The sequence below is a fragment of the Citrobacter sp. Cpo091 genome, assembly GCF_030332645.1.
Lineage (GTDB): Bacteria > Pseudomonadota > Gammaproteobacteria > Enterobacterales > Enterobacteriaceae > Citrobacter > Citrobacter portucalensis.
Genome location: NZ_JAOWHL010000028.1, coordinates 72,587 through 88,902 on the forward strand (window position 1 = coordinate 72,587; position 16,316 = coordinate 88,902).

At 49.7% G+C, this 16,316-nt stretch carries 17 protein-coding genes and 1 pseudogene; 12 read left to right on the forward strand and 6 right to left on the reverse strand.

Features of this window, described 5'->3' with window-relative positions; all coding sequences use genetic code 11:
- Nucleotides 1-184 precede the first annotated feature (184 nt).
- The gene (gene yedD, locus OGY04_RS03825; protein ID WP_008785103.1) at nucleotides 185-598 is read left to right on the forward strand and encodes a lipoprotein YedD; all 414 of its coding nucleotides are present in this window, start codon (nucleotides 185-187) and stop codon (nucleotides 596-598) included.
- A 40-nt stretch (nucleotides 599-638) separates the two neighbouring features.
- On the opposite strand, the gene amyA is transcribed toward yedD, so the two are convergent.
- The 4 genes from amyA to fliD form a co-directional block, all read right to left on the reverse strand.
- Nucleotides 639-2,126, reverse strand: coding sequence for an alpha-amylase (amyA, locus tag OGY04_RS03830; protein WP_286584801.1), 1,488 nt, complete (start codon nucleotides 2,124-2,126; stop codon nucleotides 639-641).
- A gap of 68 nt (nucleotides 2,127-2,194) precedes the next feature.
- Entirely contained in the window at nucleotides 2,195-2,566 is a 372-nt protein-coding gene (gene fliT, locus OGY04_RS03835) for a flagella biosynthesis regulatory protein FliT (protein ID WP_008785101.1), read from the reverse strand.
- The gene (gene fliS / locus OGY04_RS03840) at nucleotides 2,566-2,973 is read right to left on the reverse strand and encodes a flagellar export chaperone FliS (protein WP_286584803.1); all 408 of its coding nucleotides are present in this window, start codon (nucleotides 2,971-2,973) and stop codon (nucleotides 2,566-2,568) included. The genes fliT and fliS overlap by 1 nt, the downstream gene beginning before the upstream one ends.
- 15 nt (nucleotides 2,974-2,988) lie before the next feature.
- Entirely contained in the window at nucleotides 2,989-4,389 is a 1,401-nt protein-coding gene (gene fliD, locus OGY04_RS03845; RefSeq protein WP_286584804.1) for a flagellar filament capping protein FliD, read from the reverse strand.
- Nucleotides 4,390-4,644: 255 nt separating this feature from the next.
- Between fliD and OGY04_RS03850 the strand changes: the two genes are divergently transcribed.
- From OGY04_RS03850 to sdiA, 9 genes are all read left to right on the forward strand, one after another.
- Nucleotides 4,645-5,889: a FliC/FljB family flagellin gene (locus OGY04_RS03850; protein WP_286584806.1), complete on the forward strand. Its 1,245-nt coding sequence runs from the start codon at nucleotides 4,645-4,647 to the stop codon at nucleotides 5,887-5,889.
- 79 nt (nucleotides 5,890-5,968) lie between these two features.
- Nucleotides 5,969-7,171, forward strand: coding sequence for a flagellin lysine-N-methylase (gene fliB / locus OGY04_RS03855; RefSeq protein ID WP_286584807.1), 1,203 nt, complete (start codon nucleotides 5,969-5,971; stop codon nucleotides 7,169-7,171).
- Between the two features lie 196 nt (nucleotides 7,172-7,367).
- Complete coding sequence (gene fliA / locus OGY04_RS03860; protein WP_016153479.1) at nucleotides 7,368-8,087, forward strand: RNA polymerase sigma factor FliA; 720 nt, start codon at nucleotides 7,368-7,370, stop codon at nucleotides 8,085-8,087.
- A 57-nt stretch (nucleotides 8,088-8,144) separates the two neighbouring features.
- On the forward strand, nucleotides 8,145-8,696 hold the full coding sequence (fliZ, locus tag OGY04_RS03865) for a flagella biosynthesis regulatory protein FliZ (RefSeq protein ID WP_003030467.1): 552 nt from the start codon (nucleotides 8,145-8,147) through the stop codon (nucleotides 8,694-8,696).
- A 100-nt stretch (nucleotides 8,697-8,796) separates the two neighbouring features.
- Nucleotides 8,797-9,597: a cystine ABC transporter substrate-binding protein gene (gene tcyJ / locus OGY04_RS03870; RefSeq protein ID WP_003030469.1), complete on the forward strand. Its 801-nt coding sequence runs from the start codon at nucleotides 8,797-8,799 to the stop codon at nucleotides 9,595-9,597.
- A 107-nt stretch (nucleotides 9,598-9,704) separates the two neighbouring features.
- Nucleotides 9,705-10,691, forward strand: coding sequence for a D-cysteine desulfhydrase (dcyD, locus tag OGY04_RS03875; protein ID WP_286584809.1), 987 nt, complete (start codon nucleotides 9,705-9,707; stop codon nucleotides 10,689-10,691).
- A 21-nt stretch (nucleotides 10,692-10,712) separates the two neighbouring features.
- Complete coding sequence (tcyL, locus tag OGY04_RS03880; RefSeq protein WP_003030474.1) at nucleotides 10,713-11,381, forward strand: cystine ABC transporter permease; 669 nt, start codon at nucleotides 10,713-10,715, stop codon at nucleotides 11,379-11,381.
- A complete protein-coding gene (gene tcyN / locus OGY04_RS03885) occupies nucleotides 11,378-12,130 on the forward strand; it encodes an L-cystine ABC transporter ATP-binding protein TcyN (protein ID WP_003030477.1) in 753 nt (250 codons plus the stop codon). Before tcyL ends, tcyN begins: the two co-directional genes overlap by 4 nt.
- Before the next feature lie 230 nt (nucleotides 12,131-12,360).
- Nucleotides 12,361-13,083: a quorum-sensing transcriptional regulator SdiA gene (gene sdiA, locus OGY04_RS03890; protein ID WP_008785095.1), complete on the forward strand. Its 723-nt coding sequence runs from the start codon at nucleotides 12,361-12,363 to the stop codon at nucleotides 13,081-13,083.
- 66 nt (nucleotides 13,084-13,149) lie between these two features.
- Here sdiA and OGY04_RS03895 read toward each other — a convergent pair whose 3' ends face one another.
- Together OGY04_RS03895 and OGY04_RS23185 are read right to left on the reverse strand one after the other, a co-directional pair.
- Nucleotides 13,150-13,374: a DUF2594 family protein gene (locus tag OGY04_RS03895; RefSeq protein WP_003030482.1), complete on the reverse strand. Its 225-nt coding sequence runs from the start codon at nucleotides 13,372-13,374 to the stop codon at nucleotides 13,150-13,152.
- 19 nt (nucleotides 13,375-13,393) lie between these two features.
- Nucleotides 13,394-13,537 (reverse strand): hypothetical protein, encoded by a 144-nt coding sequence (locus tag OGY04_RS23185; protein ID WP_418219448.1) that lies wholly within the window; start codon nucleotides 13,535-13,537, stop codon nucleotides 13,394-13,396.
- Between the two features lie 296 nt (nucleotides 13,538-13,833).
- Here OGY04_RS23185 and uvrY point away from each other — a divergent pair.
- Together uvrY and uvrC are read left to right on the forward strand one after the other, a co-directional pair.
- Nucleotides 13,834-14,489 (forward strand): annotated as a pseudogene (gene uvrY / locus OGY04_RS03900) (UvrY/SirA/GacA family response regulator transcription factor).
- Nucleotides 14,486-16,315, forward strand: coding sequence for an excinuclease ABC subunit UvrC (gene uvrC / locus OGY04_RS03905; protein ID WP_079934683.1), 1,830 nt, complete (start codon nucleotides 14,486-14,488; stop codon nucleotides 16,313-16,315). Before uvrY ends, uvrC begins: the two are co-directional and overlap by 4 nt.
- The last annotated feature ends 1 nt before the right edge of the window (nucleotide 16,316 follow it).

Genomic DNA, 16,316 nt, shown 5'->3' on the forward strand with positions numbered 1-16,316 from the left:
CGTTGTGCCTCTGAACTCAGAAGGTATGTAACAAGAAGTGTGGATACTACACCGTTCAGAATTTTTGACTATGAGTAATAAGAGGTAATACCGTCTGGATCAATCTTTCTCAACGCTGCCGAAAGGCTGGCGAGATCAGGCCTTTAATGCCACAATCCCATTTTCTTCGCATGCAGGATGAATGATGAAAAAATTAGCAATCGTTGGTGTATTTCTGGCGCTTACCGGATGCGCCGAAGTAGAAAATTATAACGACGTGGTGAAAACGCCAGCGCCAGCCGGTCTGGAAGGATACTGGCAGTCAAAAGGTCCGCAACGCAGCCTGGTGAGTCCGGAAGCGATTGCCAGCCTGGTGATAACGAAAGAGGGCGATACGCTGGATTGTCGCCAGTGGCAGCGGGTGATCGCGCTGCCGGGGAAACTGACGATGCTCTCTGGCGATCTCACCAACGTGACGGTGAAACGCGAGCTGTACGAGATCGAGCGCGAAGGCAATACGCTGGAATATGACGGTATGACGCTGCAGCGGGTGGATCGCCCGACGCAGGAATGTGCTGACGTGTTAAAGAAAACGCCGCTGGCGACACCGCTGCCATAAGCCGTACGCCCCGGTAACCATCGGTCACCGGGGTTGAGCTTTACAAAACGTCTTCAATCACCCACACGCTGACGCTCCCGCCGTTACAGAAAAACGTCGCTTCGCCGTTTTCATCGGTGACCACGCTTTCTTCACGATTTCCCAGATAGTCGCGCCAGGTTTTATTGCCATAATTGGCGCCGAGATTGATGGTCTTTTTCCCGTCATCGCCGTTTGACAACACCACCACACAGCCGGGATCCTCGTCCGTGCCGCTGCGGCTAAAAGCGATACAGTTAGGATGATCGAAAAAGAGCGTCTGTACCCCATGCGCGAAGCGCTGGCGTGCGAGGATCAGTTCATCGAGCTGTTCAATGATCGGCATGTCGATAGGATAGGTTTCGCCATCGCCACCGGTGTCTTCGTAATGCGCTCCGTAGAGGTCAGGGTAAAACACCGACGGTACGCCGTTTTCGCGTAACAGGATTAGCGCATAGGCCAGCGGCTTAAACCACGGTTCGACGGGGGCTTCGAGTGCCTGCAAGGGTTGGGTGTCGTGATTGGCCACCAGCGTGACGGCATGAAACGGATCGGCCTCCACCAGAGTGTCGGTGAAAATCTGGCTCATGTCGTAATCGCGGCCCTGACGGGAGGCCTCGTGGAATTTCATCTGCAAAGGGGCGTCGAACAGCATGGTTTTCCCCTCCACCTGATTAATGTAGGTTTGCAGTTTATCGACTTCATGGGACCAGTATTCCGCCACAATAAACAGCGGCTTGGGCGCAACCTCTTGCACGTGCTCAATCCACTCTTTATAAAACCATGCCGGAATATGTTTCACGGCATCTAAACGAAAGCCGTCGCACTGGGTTTGCTCCATTACCCAACGCGCCCAGTATTTGAGCTCCTCAGTCACCGCGTGATTGCGAAAATCGATGTTTTCGCCCATCAGATAATCAAAATTACCCAACTCATCATCAACCTGATCGTTCCAGCCTTCGCCCGTGTAATCGTTAACGATTTTGAAAATGCCGTCTTCGGTAGGATTCTCGATATGGTCAATGCCGCTGAAGCATTTAAAGTCCCAAATGAATTGCGAATACTGGCCAGCGCGGGCAGGGAAGGTATAGCGCGTCCAGCCTTCGCACTCGACAATCTCATCATCTATTTGCGTGCGATCTTCGGCGTTAACGCGCTGGACGCGGATCTTTTCTTTCTCATCTGCGCCCATTTTGTGGTTAACCACCACGTCGAGCAGCACGGCAATATCATTGTGCTTAAGCGCGTCTATCGCCGCCAGCAGCTGGTTTTTATCGCCGTATTTGGTGGCGACGGTTCCCTTTTGGTCGAATTCGCCCAGATCAAACAGATCGTAGGAGTCATAGCCAACGGAATAGCCGCCGGACGCGCCTTTATAGGCGGGGGGCAGCCATACCATATTGATGCCGATATCATTGAGTCCACCTGCGCGTTCGGCAAGTTCGGGCCAGAGTTGACCGCCATCAGGGTAATACCAGTGGAAGTACTGCAATAACGTGGGATTTTTCATCTTCCGTGCTCCAGAAGTCGTTTGGCCGACCTCTGGAGTATGGAAGATAATTCAGACGAGACGGGAAATTATTGTGGCGAGGTGGGGGCGTCGGGTACCAGCAGCATGCCGGAAAGACGACCATAAGCGTTATTCAGCGTCTTTTGGCGTGTCGACTGGCCGATGAGGTTGCTGAGCTCATCCAGGCGCTGCTGCAACAACGTTTTGAGCAGTTGTTCGTTATCCAGCGTTTGCTTAATATACCCGGCCACTAAGTCCTGAATACTTCGCGTAATGCCCGGTGGAGTTTGCTCTTCCATGACCACTTCAATACTTTGCAGATAGGTAACTTCCTGTTCCAGTAAAAGGTCCCATTCACCGCGCTGCGCCAGTTCCAGCAGCGAGTGACTGAGTAGCGCGATGCGCTGCCAACGGTTGATAAACTCCACGGCTGAGGTCATTAACGAGACTCCTGGGACGACGCTTTCGGTGAGATCTGTTTCCAGGCATCTGCAATGTTGCCGAGTAACCCTTCGACTTCTTCAATGGCCTGACAATCATTACGCAAGTTAGCTTGCAGTAAACGGCGAATCATATAGTCATACAGCGCAGACAGGTTGGTGGCGATTTCACCGCCATTTTCCTGATCCAGGCCTGCTTTCAGACCATTGTCGATAATGTTAATGGCTTTGCTTAAGGCCTCACCTTTGGCGACGATATCACCCTGCTGCATAAACAGGCGAGCGCGCACCAGGGCGCTGTTCGCGCCATCAAACAACATTTCAATCAGCTGATGCGGACTGGCGCTCATCACGGCGCTTTCCACACTGACCTGTGCATAGGCTTTGGTACCGCTCGCGGTATACATGCTTACCTCGTGTTATCAGGATTTATTCATCGCTGTAAATTGTTGGCCCAGATAGGTACTGGTGTTATTCAGCTTGCTCATCATGCTATCGAGCTGGGTAAACTGCGCCGTATAGCGCGCAACCATGTCATCAATGCTGGCGCTAACTGACAGATACTGTTTGGTCAGTTTTTTCAGCGTGGCGTTAATGCTGTCTTGCGCATTGTCGATAATGCCGTCATCAGCGAGATAGCTTTTTACTTCAGCGGCAATTTTGGTGGTGATGCCGGTTTCTTTGCCGTCGCCTGCCAGCAGTTCGCGAACAGAGGCGGTGTTTTCGTCCAGCGCTTTTTTCAGTTTGGTATCATCGATGGACATCTTGCCGGTTTTGCCATCTTGTTTGATGCCAATTTCATTCAGGGTCTTAAAGGCACCTTCGCTACCGGAGTTAGCAAACTGCGCGCGAATACCGGTCTGAATGGTTCTTACCACGCTATCCCCGACCAGCGCGCCGTTATCTTTATCCTGACCTTCAGCCCCGGCATCAACCGCTTTATACTTGGTCAGCGTATTGAAGGTATCAATTAGCGAGTTATAAGCATCCACCCAGCCTTTAATTGCTTCTGTCGCTTTGTCATTGCTTTTGGTCACGGTCACGCGCGCATCAGTGACTTTCTTGGTCAATTCCAGCGTGACGCCCTGCGGCGCATCGGTGACTTTGTTGCTTTGACGTTCAATATCGATACCGTTCATCGTGAGCTTGGAGTTTTGGGCCTGAACCAGCTCGGTCATTTTTCCAGTACCGGTCTTACTGTCGTAGGCCAGCAGATCGTTCAGCTTACTGTCGCCGTCAACGGAGATAGTCATCTTACTGTCCATACCTTCTGCTGCAGTCAGCACCAGTTTGAACTCGCCATCTTTCACCTTGACGATACTGGCGGAGATACCGCTGTCGGTATCGTTAATTGCCTTGCTGATATCATCCAGCGTGGTCTTATCTTGCGAGAGTTTAATCTCCAGCGGCTCTTTCCGACCCGGCTGTTCAATTATAATAGTACGAGTACCAGAACCATCACCCAGAGCTTCTTTACTTGAGCCAACCGTTGCAGTACTTAAAGATTGTGCCTGCGCCAGTTGCGTGACGCTGATGGTATAAATACCCGGTGCTGCACCAGCTTCAGTAGTGACTTTCAGGTCTTCGGTGCTGCTGGTGACATTACTGCTTCTGAACAGCTCCGGTTTATTTAACGCGGTATTGGCCGTCTGGAATTTTTCCAGCGCACTCTTAAGCGTACCGTAGGCCGTCAGGCGGGCGGTATTATCGGTCTGTTGCTGAGTAATTGGATTTAAACGTTTTTTCTCAGCAATAGTCAGGTTGTTTAGCAACGTGTCCAGTGGTAAGCCTGAGCCTACGCCTAATGATGTAAATGAAGCCATGCCCGATTCCTTGTGATTGCAAACAATTGTTATGCGGGTTATCGGCAATTTGCGCGCAAAGTTTAATGATAGTTTTGTGAAAATAATGCGTGGAATAGTGGTGCATATAGAGGGTATTTCGCGGGCTAAGAAAAAAAACGACGGAAACTAAAAATTTTCTAAAGTTCGAATTTAAGGTGCCGATACATGGGTTACGGTCAGAAACCGTGGGCAACAGCCCAATAACATCGAGTTGTAATTGATAAGGAAAAGATCATGGCACAAGTCATCAATACAAACAGCCTGTCGCTGTTGACCCAAAACAACCTGAACAAATCTCAGTCCGCTCTGGGCTCCGCTATCGAGCGTCTGTCCTCTGGTCTGCGTATCAACAGCGCGAAAGACGATGCTGCTGGTCAGGCGATTGCAAACCGTTTCACCGCTAACATCAAAGGTCTGACTCAGGCTTCCCGTAACGCCAACGACGGTATCTCTGTTGCCCAGACCACGGAAGGCGCGCTGTCTGAAATCAACAACAACCTGCAGCGTGTGCGTGAACTGTCCGTTCAGGCCGCTAACGGTTCTAACTCTAGTTCTGACCTGACTTCAATCCAGGATGAAATTAATCAGCGCCTGGCAGAAATCAACCGTGTATCCGAGCAGACCGACTTCAACGGTAAAAAAGTTCTGAACCAGGACGGTCAGTTGACTATTCAGGTCGGTGCAAAAGATGGTGAAACCATCACTATCGATCTGAAAAAAATCAACAGCACCACTTTAGGCTTGGATGGTCTTGATGTTTCCAATGTGGCGACATCTATTAAAGATGGCGCTACTGTTCAGGGTAAAGTAACAATTACTGGTAAGATTCAGGATACTGTAGGTGGTGCTGCTGTTACAGGTGCTACGCTGGAGAAAAAAGGTAGCGATTACTTTGTTAAGGATGGTGCTGACTACTATAAAGCTACAGTTGATGAGAAGGCAGGTACAGTTTCATATGCTAAAGATGCCGCACACAAACTTGGTGCCGCACCAACTGGCACAACTGCTGTAACTGAAATCGGTAAAGACTATAAGGCCAATGCTGGCACCGGTAACTCATTAATCTCCTTCAAAGATGCAGCAGGTGACACTCAATATGCAGTAAGAGATGCTAATGGTGCCTTTAAAGCAGCAAAATTTGATGCTACTTCTGGCGAAGTGACAGCTGACACTGCAGCAGCAACAAATATCCCTGCGAATCTTTCGGTTGATCCGCTGAAGAAAATTGACGATGCGCTGTCTGATGTTGATAAGTTCCGTAGCTCCCTGGGTGCGGTGCAGAACCGTTTTGAATCTGCAGTGACCAACCTGGGTAACACCGTTAACAACCTGTCTTCTGCCCGTAGCCGTATCGAAGACTCCGACTACGCGACCGAAGTGTCTAACATGTCTCGTGCACAGATCCTGCAGCAGGCGGGTACTTCTGTACTGGCGCAGGCTAACCAGACCACGCAAAACGTCCTCTCTTTACTGCGTTAATCCATCGATTGGGTTACTTAGTAGTCAGAGAAAATAAAGGCAGCGAAAGCTGCCTTTTTTCTATACTGGAGTCTGAATAATGCAAGAAATTACCGTTACCGAACCGGCTTTTGTTAAAGCCTTCCAATGCTCTGGAACGCAATGTCGCGATCATTGCTGTAAAAGTTGGAATATACATCTGGATAAATCAACGGTGAATAAATATCTCTCCAGTAAAGATGACTACATTAAGAAAATTGCTAAAGAAAATATTATTATTCTTAAAAAGGATATTACGAACTGGGGGACGATTAAACTTGCGGATGACACAGGAAACTGTCCTTATCTGACTGAAGACAGTCTGTGTCAGGTACAGAAAACGATGGGTGCTAAGGCATTAAGTACGACATGTAAAACATTCCCGCGTAGTGAGCGTATCTACAAAAACGATGTCAGAAAAGCATTAAATCTGTCGTGTCCGGAAGTCGCCAGTTTAGTACTGACCGACCCCAATGCGATGGTTCTGAATGAGAGCAGTAAAATTGTGCCTAATGCTTTTACTGCACCGGTCTTTTCGCAACAGCAAAAGCTACTTAATCTTTTCTGTCTGAGCCTGGTGGAGCAGGCAGGACGTGATGTGGATATGGGTCTATATGCGTTGATTAAACTTACTTTATGCGTTAAGAAGTTTAATCAGATTGATAATGTGGCGCTGGCTGAAGTTGAGCAAATTTATCACGCGATTATGACTCAGATGCAGTCAGGTGAAATGCGAGAGGGGCTGTCGAAATTTTCTGCTGACAACAATGTTAAAGTCAATTTAGTGCTCTTGCTTCAGGATTATTTCCGCAGTCTTCCGGTAAGCCGCGCCAATGGTGTACTTAACTATTATATCCAGTGTCTTTTGAGAACATTGACCCTTGAAGAAAATCACTCTGTGGGTGAGGGAGTTGCTAAACTTGAGGCTACATGGCAGAAGGTTTACGAACAACGGGATGAGGCTGGATTCGATCTTAAAAATTTCATTTTGTATAAAATTTGGGAAAACAACTTTCCCAATCAAAAGAACGTAGACCCGCTTCGTACGTTATATATGATAAGTGTCGAATACTATTTCATCAAAATGCTGATTGCTGCAAGTGCCTTCGAAAGAACATACCTAGAGAAGGAGGACGCCATCAATATCGTCTACAGCTTCCATTCGTTAAGTCAGCATAACCCTACCGTACATGAGAATTTTCAAAAGCATATCGAGACCGTGCGCACAGGGGATGACCTGTCGATGATTCATCTCTTGACATAATTTTAACGGGGATGCGTGAAAACGCATCCCTCGCAAGCTAACCATTTGATTTATGTTTGATTATTTCTGATGCGAAATAACGCCATCAGCTACATAAGTGAAATAACCCTTCTTTTATAGCCTTATTCCTCCGATAGAACCCCCTGCAGAAACGGATAATCATGCCGATAACTCATTTAACGCAGGGCTGTTTATCGTGAATTCACTGTATACCGCTGAAGGTGTAATGGATAAACACTCGCTGTGGCAGCGTTATGTACCGTTGGTGCGTCACGAAGCATTGCGCCTTCAGGTGCGTTTGCCGGCGAGCGTAGAACTGGATGACCTGCTACAAGCGGGCGGCATCGGGTTATTGAATGCCGTTGACCGATATGACGCTTTGCAAGGAACGGCATTTACCACTTACGCAGTGCAGCGTATTCGTGGAGCAATGCTGGACGAACTACGTAGCCGGGATTGGGTGCCGCGTAGCGTTCGGCGCAATGCTCGCGAAGTGGCACAGGCGATGGGACAACTGGAGCAGGAATTAGGGCGCAACGCGACGGAAACCGAAGTGGCGGAGCGTCTGGCTATTCCTGTGCAAGAGTATCGTCAGATGTTGCTCGATACCAATAACAGCCAACTCTTCTCTTATGACGAGTGGCGGGAAGAGCATGGCGATAGTATCGAGCTGGTGACGGAAGAACATCAGCAGGAAAACCCGTTACAACAGCTACTTGAGGGTAACCTCCGCCAGCGCGTGATGGATGCGATCGAGGCGTTGCCGGAGCGCGAAAAGCTGGTGTTAACGCTGTACTACCAGGAAGAGCTGAATCTGAAAGAGATTGGCGCGGTACTGGAGGTCGGGGAGTCACGGGTTAGCCAGTTGCACAGTCAGGCCATCAAACGTCTACGCACTAAGCTGGGTAAGCTATAGGGGTACATCATTACCCCTGAACAATGCCGCATTACGAATTGACTACCAGGAGTTCTCATGACGGTGCAGCAATCAAAAAGACGGCCTCTAAGCCGCTACCTCAAAGATTTCAAACACAGCCAGACGCATTGCGCCCATTGCTTTAAGTTGCTCGACCGGATCACGCTGGTTCGTCGTGGGCAAATTGTGAATAAAATCGCCATCGCCCGCCTGGACACTTTGTTAGATGAAGCCGAGTGGGAGCAGGAGAAAAAAGAGTGGGTGGCGCTGTGTCGTTTTTGCGGTGATTTGCATTGCAAAGAGCAGAGCGACTTTTTCGACATTATTGGATTTAAACAATTTTTGTTTGAGCAAACCGAAATGAGTCACGGCACGGTACGTGAATACGTTGTCCGTCTGCGTCGCCTCGGGAATCATCTGACCGAACAAAATATCTCTCACGATCTGCTGCAGGAAGGGTTCCTCGACGAAAACCTTGCCCCGTGGCTGCCGGAAACCAGCACCAACAATTACCGCATCGCCTTGCGTAAGTATGAGCAGTTCAAAGCCCATACCCATATGGGACATATGCAGAAATCCTCCTGGACAGCCAGTTCTGATATATATTAAAAACGAATAAGGTGTAACAGAGTCGTGTTTGTGGAACACAGCAAACGCTTTACACTGTAGTCATAAATGATAGTCACTAATGACAATATTCGGGGTAACTATGAAATTAGCACTTCTGGGACGTCAGGCTCTGATGGGTGTAATGGCTGTTGCACTTGTCGCCGGAATGAGCGTAAAGACTTATGCAGATGAAGGTCTGTTAAATAAAGTTAAAGAGCGCGGCACGCTGCTGGTGGGCCTGGAAGGGACCTATCCCCCGTTTAGTTTTCAGGGCGATGACGGCAAGCTGACCGGTTTCGAAGTGGAGTTCGCTGAGGAACTGGCCAAGCACCTTGGGGTGAAAGCTAACCTGAAGCCGACCAAGTGGGACGGTATGCTGGCCTCTCTTGATTCTAAGCGCATTGATGTGGTCATCAACCAGGTGACCATTTCTGACGAACGTAAGAAAAAATACGATTTCTCTACCCCGTATACGGTTTCTGGTATTCAGGCGCTGGTGAAAAAAGGCAATGAAGGCGTTATTAAGACCGCTGCCGATCTGAAAGGTAAAAAAGTCGGCGTTGGTCTGGGCACCAACTATGAAGAGTGGCTGCGCCAGAACGTGCAGGGCGTGGATATTCGTACCTATGATGATGACCCGACCAAATACCAGGATCTGCGTGTAGGCCGTATCGACGCCATTCTGGTTGACCGTCTGGCAGCGCTGGATCTGGTCAAGAAAACCAAGGATACGCTGGCTGTAACCGGAGAAGCATTCTCCCGCCAGGAGTCCGGCGTGGCACTGCGCAAAGGCAATGAAGATCTGCTGAAAGCGGTTGATGCGGCCATTGCTGAAATGCAGAAAGACGGTACGCTGAAAGCGCTGTCTGAAAAATGGTTTGGAGCGGATGTGACGAAATAATCGGCATCCGATGAAAAAAGGCGCCTTTAACAGCGCCTTTTTTTATTTAATCGCGCCTGAGCGTGCATAATAAAAAGAACATCACAACAACGAATACCGGAGGCTGTATGCCGCTGCATAACTTAACGCGCTTTCCACGTCTGGAATTTATTGGCGCGCCAACGCCGCTCGAATATCTTCCACGCTTATCCGACTATCTCGGGCGCGATATTTTCATCAAACGCGATGACGTCACGCCGATGGCTATGGGCGGCAATAAGCTGCGTAAGCTGGAATTCCTGGCCGCAGACGCACTTCGTGAAGGTGCTGATACGCTGATAACCGCGGGTGCCATCCAGTCTAACCATGTTCGCCAGACGGCGGCGGTAGCGGCTAAGCTTGGCCTGCACTGCGTGGCGCTGTTGGAAAATCCGATTGGCACTACTGCGGAAAACTATCTCACCAACGGCAACCGTCTGCTGCTGGACCTGTTTAATACGCAAATCGAAATGTGCGATGCGCTGACCGACCCGAATGCGCAGCTTCAGGAACTGGCGACGCGCATTGAAGCACAGGGCTTCCGCCCGTATGTGATCCCCGTTGGCGGTTCTAACGTGTTGGGCGCATTGGGTTATGTGGAAAGCGCGCTGGAAATCGCCCAGCAGTGTGAAGGGGCCGTTGCGCTTTCTTCCGTAGTAGTGGCATCGGGCAGCGCGGGAACGCACGCCGGGCTGGCCGTGGGCCTGGAACAACTGATGCCAGACGTCGAGCTTATCGGCGTGACCGTCTCGCGTAGCGTCGCCGATCAAAAGCCCAAAGTAGTAACGTTACAGCAGGATATTGCCCGTGAACTGGAACTGACGGCCTCGGCGGATATCCTGTTATGGGATGATTATTATGCGCCGGGCTACGGTACGCCAAACGAAGAGGGCATGGAGGCGGTAAAACTGCTGGCGCGCCTTGAAGGCATTTTGTTGGATCCGGTGTATACCGGTAAGGCGATGGCGGGTTTGATTGACGGTATCAGCCAGAAACGCTTCAAAGACGAAGGCCCAATCCTCTTTATTCATACCGGTGGGGCACCTGCACTGTTTGCCTACCATCCTCACGTGTAACAACCAGGTCGAAAAACGCTAATGCATGAAAGTATCCAACTGGTAATTGATTCTCTGCCGTATCTGCTCAAAGGCGCGGTTTTTACGCTGCAACTGAGTATCGGCGGGATGTTTTTTGGCCTCGTGCTGGGGTTTATCCTGGCGTTGATGCGTCTGTCGCCGCTGTTGCCTGTGCGCTGGCTGGCGCGTTTTTATATCTCTATTTTTCGTGGAACACCGCTAATTGCCCAGCTGTTTATGATCTATTACGGTCTGCCGCAGTTTGGTATTGAGCTTGATCCCATCCCGGCGGCGATGATTGGCTTGTCGCTGAATACGGCGGCCTACGCTGCGGAAACCCTGCGTGCGGCAATCTCTTCCATCGATAAAGGGCAGTGGGAGGCAGGCGCCAGTATTGGTATGACGCGCTGGCAGACCATGCGCCGGGCAATCCTGCCGCAGGCTGCGCGCGTTGCGTTGCCGCCGCTGAGCAACAGCTTTATCAGTCTGGTGAAAGATACCTCTTTGGCCGCCACTATTCAGGTACCGGAACTGTTCCGTCAGGCGCAGCTGATTACCTCGCGTACGCTGGAAGTCTTTACGATGTATCTGGCGGCCTCGTTGATTTACTGGGTGATGGCGACGGTACTTTCTGCACTGCAAAACTATTTTGAAGAACAACTGAACCGCCAGGAGAGAGAGCCGAAATGAGTGCTATCGAAGTCAGAAACCTGGTCAAAAAATTTCATGGGCAAACGGTGCTGCATGGGATCGATCTTGACGTCAAACCTGGTGAAGTAGTAGCGATTATTGGGCCGAGCGGATCGGGCAAAACCACGCTGCTGCGTAGCATTAATTTGTTGGAGCAACCGGAGGCGGGCACTATTAAAGTGGGTGAGATTACCATTGATACCGCGCGTTCGTTGACTCAGCAGAAAGGGCTGATTCGTCAGTTACGTCAGCACGTCGGTTTTGTGTTCCAGAACTTTAATTTGTTCCCGCATCGGACGGTGCTGGAAAACATTATTGAAGGGCCGGTGATAGTCAAAGGTGAACCAAAAGCTGAAGCGACAGCTCGTGCGCGTGAATTGCTGGCGAAAGTCGGGTTGGCGGGCAAAGAAACCAGCTATCCGCGGCGTTTATCGGGCGGACAGCAGCAGCGCGTAGCGATTGCCCGAGCGCTGGCGATGCGACCTGAGGTTATTCTTTTTGATGAACCGACCTCCGCACTTGATCCTGAACTGGTTGGCGAGGTACTTAATACCATCCGCCAGTTGGCGCAGGAAAAACGCACCATGGTAATTGTGACGCATGAAATGAGCTTTGCTCGCGATGTTGCCGATAGAGCGATATTTATGGATCAAGGACGGATAGTGGAGCAGGGACCCGCAAAATCCTTATTCACGCATCCGCAGCAGCCGCGTACCCGCCAGTTTCTTGAGAAGTTTTTGATGCAATAAATAGTGCATATAGCACTCGTCGGAATTGTTTCTGGCGAGTGCTGTTCGCATAACTATTTATAATTATTGCTTTATTATTAATGCTTGAATCTGTTACTTCCTTCCACTGCTGAGTAATACTCAAGTAATTCTTCATTTGTCCGATAATTTGCATATATAAAATACATTTATGTGTTAGCTTGTTTCATATGTTTGGATGATTATCAATCTCAGGGGCATTACCACTTAGTATGCAGGATCATGATTTCTTCACTTGGCGACGGAGCATGCTGTTACGCTTTCAGGAAATGGCGACGGCAGAGGATGTCTATACGGAATTACAACAACAGACGCAGCACTTAGAGTTCGATTTTTACGCGCTCTGTGTTCGTCATCCGGTACCTTTTACCCGACCTAAAACGTCTCTTCATACGACCTATCCCAAAGCATGGGTGGCGCATTATCAGTCCGAAAATTATTTCGCCATTGATCCGGTGCTGAAACCTGAAAACTTCAGTCAGGGGCATTTACCCTGGAACGATACTCTGTTTCGCGATGCGCAACCTTTGTGGGACGCCGCACGCAATCACGGTTTACGCAAAGGGATGACGCAATGCTTAATGTTGCCTAATCGGGCGTTGGGTTTTTTATCGGTATCGCGTGCAAGTATCCGTAACAGTCGCCTTGCGAGCGATGAAGTGGAGCTCAGGATGCAGCTTCTGGTACGGGAAAGCCTGTCTGTACTGACGCGGCTGGAAGATGACATGGTTATGGCGCCAGAAATGCGCTTTAGCAAGCGGGAAAAGGAAATATTGAAATGGACGGCGGAGGGGAAGACCTCTTCAGAGATAGCCATCATTCTGTCGATTTCTGAAAATACCGTGAACTTCCATCAGAAGAATATGCAAAAGAAATTCAATGCACCAAACAAAACGCAGATAGCCTGTTATGCCGCGGCAACCGGGCTTATCTGAGTAAATTATCGTTCTGAGTGTCAGACGCAAAACCGGCTGAGAGCATTGCTATCAGCCGGTTTCTTTTTACTGGCGGTAAGCTTGTTTAATTTGCTTAACCGTGTTGGAAAATACCGCCGCCTGTGATTGATCTTCAATCAGCGCGAGCTGTTTTTCCATTTTAAGAATCACGCGGCCTGCATCGGCTTGACCCATTGCCTGCAGCATCAGCGTTAACATGGCTTTCAGGCAGGTGACTTCGTTGGCCAGTTCCTGGTTATTCTCAGCAGTGGAAAAGTCAGGCGTACTCATTTATTTTCCTCGTTATGTTTCAATGAAAAAGTGCGATGTCAAATCTTAAGGCGGCGGAGTATACCATAAGCGAGGCTAAAAATATCTGTGGTTGTTTTTTGCGCGGACCAATGTTGTGGACATTAAAATAAACAACATGTTGCAGTGCATATATTTTCTCCACATGTTGTTTATTTCGAGTATTTTCCTCGTTAATTATTGTTACAACTTTGACTGCCTATTTTGCATTCAGCGGGGGAATATGAATTTTTTGTCACTATTCTGAAACAGCTATGCAGATATAACCGTGGCAGAAGGCTGTCAGGACTGAAAGTTTCCACTCGTCGTACAATCTAATTTCCAAAAACGAGAGCAAAATCGAAAGTCGGGCGTTTTTTACATTTCAAAGTTGAGATAAAACCCGTTAACATAGGGCCGATTAACTATCGGTAGCGTTATCCCTATTCTGGAGATATTCCTTTGATCAACGTTTTTCTTGTTGATGACCACGAACTGGTGCGCGCAGGGATACGACGCATTCTGGAAGATATAAAAGGCATAAAAGTTGTCGGCGAAGCGTGCTGCGGTGAAGATGCGGTAAAATGGTGCCGCTCAAATTCCGTTGACGTTGTGCTGATGGATATGAATATGCCCGGTATTGGCGGTCTGGAAGCAACCCGCAAAATTGCGCGTTCCACGGCAGACATTAAAGTGATCATGCTGACGGTACACACCGAAAACCCATTACCTGCAAAAGTTATGCAGGCAGGGGCCGCAGGGTATCTCAGCAAAGGCGCCGCCCCCAGGAAGTAGTGAGTGCGATTCGTTCGGTTTTTTCCGGGCAGCGTTATATTGCCTCCGATATCGCTCAGCAAATGGCGCTCAGCCAGATTGAGCCTGAGAAAACGGAAACCCCGTTTGCCAGTTTGTCTGAACGCGAGTTGCAGATTATGCTGATGATCACCAAAGGTCAGAAGGTCAATGAGATCTCAGAACAGCTGAATCTTAGTCCTAAAACGGTGAACAGCTATCGCTATCGAATGTTCAGTAAATTAAACATTCACGGCGATGTAGAGCTGACTCACCTGGCAATTCGCCATGGCCTGTGTAATGCGGAGACATTAACAAGCCAGTGACCGAGTTTGATGCCAAAGCGTTCCTGAAAACCGTGACCAGTCAGCCCGGCGTCTATCGTATGTATGATACCGCCGGGACGGTTATCTATGTCGGGAAAGCGAAAGACCTGAAAAAAAGGCTTTCCAGCTACTTCCGTAGTAATCTTGCGTCACGCAAGACCGAAGCGCTGGTCGCGCAAATCCAGCAGATTGATGTTACGGTAACGCACACTGAAACCGAAGCGTTATTGCTTGAGCACAACTACATCAAGCTGTATCAGCCGCGCTATAACGTATTGTTGCGCGATGATAAATCCTACCCTTTTATATTCCTTAGTGGTGATACCCACCCGCGTCTGGCGATGCATCGCGGGGCAAAGCATGCCAAAGGCGAGTACTTTGGACCGTTCCCTAACGGTTATGCGGTGCGTGAAACGCTGGCGCTGTTGCAGAAAATATTCCCTATCCGCCAGTGCGAAAACAGCGTTTATCGCAACCGTTCTCGGCCTTGTCTGCAGTATCAGATTGGCCGCTGTCTCGGTCCGTGTGTCGCGGGTCTGGTGAGTGAGGAAGAGTATGCTCAGCAGGTCGAGTATGTTCGTCTGTTCTTGTCCGGAAAAGACGATCAGGTATTAACGCAGCTAATCGCCCGCATGGAAAAGGCCAGCCAAAATCTCGAATTTGAAGAGGCTGCGCGTATTCGTGACCAAATTCAGGCCGTACGCCGCGTGACAGAAAAACAGTTTGTCTCTAATACCGGAGACGATCTGGACGTCATTGGCGTGGCGTTTGACGCCGGTATGGCCTGTGTGCACGTTCTGTTTATTCGCCAGGGTAAAGTGCTGGGCAGCCGCAGCTATTTCCCGAAAGTACCCGGTGGCACGGAACTCGGCGAGGTCGTCGAAACCTTTGTCGGGCAGTTTTATCTGCAGGGGAGCCAGATGCGTACCTTACCCGGGGAGATCCTGCTCGATTTTAATCTTAGCGATAAAACCCTGCTGGCAGACTCTCTGTCTGAACTGGCCGGCAGGAAGATTAACGTGCAGACGAAACCGCGAGGGGATCGCGCACGTTATCTCAAGCTGGCGCGGACCAACGCGGCAGTGGCGCTCACCACGAAACTTTCTCAGCAGTCGACGATTACGCAACGTCTGACGGCGCTGGCATCGGTGTTGAAGTTACCTGCAGTGAAGCGTATGGAATGCTTCGACATCAGCCATACGATGGGTGAACAGACGGTAGCCTCCTGCGTGGTCTTTGATGCCAATGGCCCGCTGCGCGCAGAATATCGCCGTTACAACATTACCGGCATTACGCCGGGTGATGATTATGCGGCGATGAATCAGGTTTTGCGTCGGCGTTATGGTAAGGCGATTGAAGAAAGTAAGATTCCGGACGTCATATTGATCGACGGCGGTAAAGGTCAGTTAGGGCAGGCGAAAGCCGTTTTTGCTGAGCTGGATGTTCCCTGGGACAAACAGCACCCACTCTTGCTGGGGGTGGCAAAAGGGGCCGATCGTAAAGCAGGGCTGGAAACGCTGTTCTTTGAGCCGGAAGGTGAGGGCTTTAGCCTGCCGCCGGATTCGCCTGCATTGCACGTTATCCAGCATATCCGCGATGAATCTCACGATCATGCGATTAGCGGGCATCGTAAAAAGCGGGCGAAAGTGAAAAGCACCAGCACGCTTGAGACCATCGAAGGTGTCGGGCCAAAGCGTCGCCAGATGTTGTTGAAATATATGGGAGGTTTGCAAGGCCTTCGTAACGCAAGTATCGAAGAAATTGCAAAAGTGCCGGGTATTTCGCAAGCTCTGGCAGAAAAGATCTTCTACTCGTTGAAACATTAGG

What these genes read in the sequence shown, in the direction of transcription:
- yedD (WP_008785103.1), top strand. Translation starts at nt 185, where the DNA reads ATGAAAAAATTAGCAATCGTTGGTGTATTTCTGGCGCTTACCGGATGC.
- amyA (WP_286584801.1), bottom strand. Translation starts at nt 2,126, where the DNA reads ATGAAAAATCCCACGTTATTGCAGTACTTCCACTGGTATTACCCTGAT.
- fliT (WP_008785101.1), bottom strand. Translation starts at nt 2,566, where the DNA reads ATGACCTCAGCCGTGGAGTTTATCAACCGTTGGCAGCGCATCGCGCTA.
- fliS (WP_286584803.1), bottom strand. Translation starts at nt 2,973, where the DNA reads ATGTATACCGCGAGCGGTACCAAAGCCTATGCACAGGTCAGTGTGGAA.
- fliD (WP_286584804.1), bottom strand. Translation starts at nt 4,389, where the DNA reads ATGGCTTCATTTACATCATTAGGCGTAGGCTCAGGCTTACCACTGGAC.
- OGY04_RS03850 (WP_286584806.1), top strand. Translation starts at nt 4,645, where the DNA reads ATGGCACAAGTCATCAATACAAACAGCCTGTCGCTGTTGACCCAAAAC.
- fliB (WP_286584807.1), top strand. Translation starts at nt 5,969, where the DNA reads ATGCAAGAAATTACCGTTACCGAACCGGCTTTTGTTAAAGCCTTCCAA.
- fliZ (WP_003030467.1), top strand. Translation starts at nt 8,145, where the DNA reads ATGACGGTGCAGCAATCAAAAAGACGGCCTCTAAGCCGCTACCTCAAA.
- tcyJ (WP_003030469.1), top strand. Translation starts at nt 8,797, where the DNA reads ATGAAATTAGCACTTCTGGGACGTCAGGCTCTGATGGGTGTAATGGCT.
- dcyD (WP_286584809.1), top strand. Translation starts at nt 9,705, where the DNA reads ATGCCGCTGCATAACTTAACGCGCTTTCCACGTCTGGAATTTATTGGC.
- tcyL (WP_003030474.1), top strand. Translation starts at nt 10,713, where the DNA reads ATGCATGAAAGTATCCAACTGGTAATTGATTCTCTGCCGTATCTGCTC.
- tcyN (WP_003030477.1), top strand. Translation starts at nt 11,378, where the DNA reads ATGAGTGCTATCGAAGTCAGAAACCTGGTCAAAAAATTTCATGGGCAA.
- sdiA (WP_008785095.1), top strand. Translation starts at nt 12,361, where the DNA reads ATGCAGGATCATGATTTCTTCACTTGGCGACGGAGCATGCTGTTACGC.
- OGY04_RS03895 (WP_003030482.1), bottom strand. Translation starts at nt 13,374, where the DNA reads ATGAGTACGCCTGACTTTTCCACTGCTGAGAATAACCAGGAACTGGCC.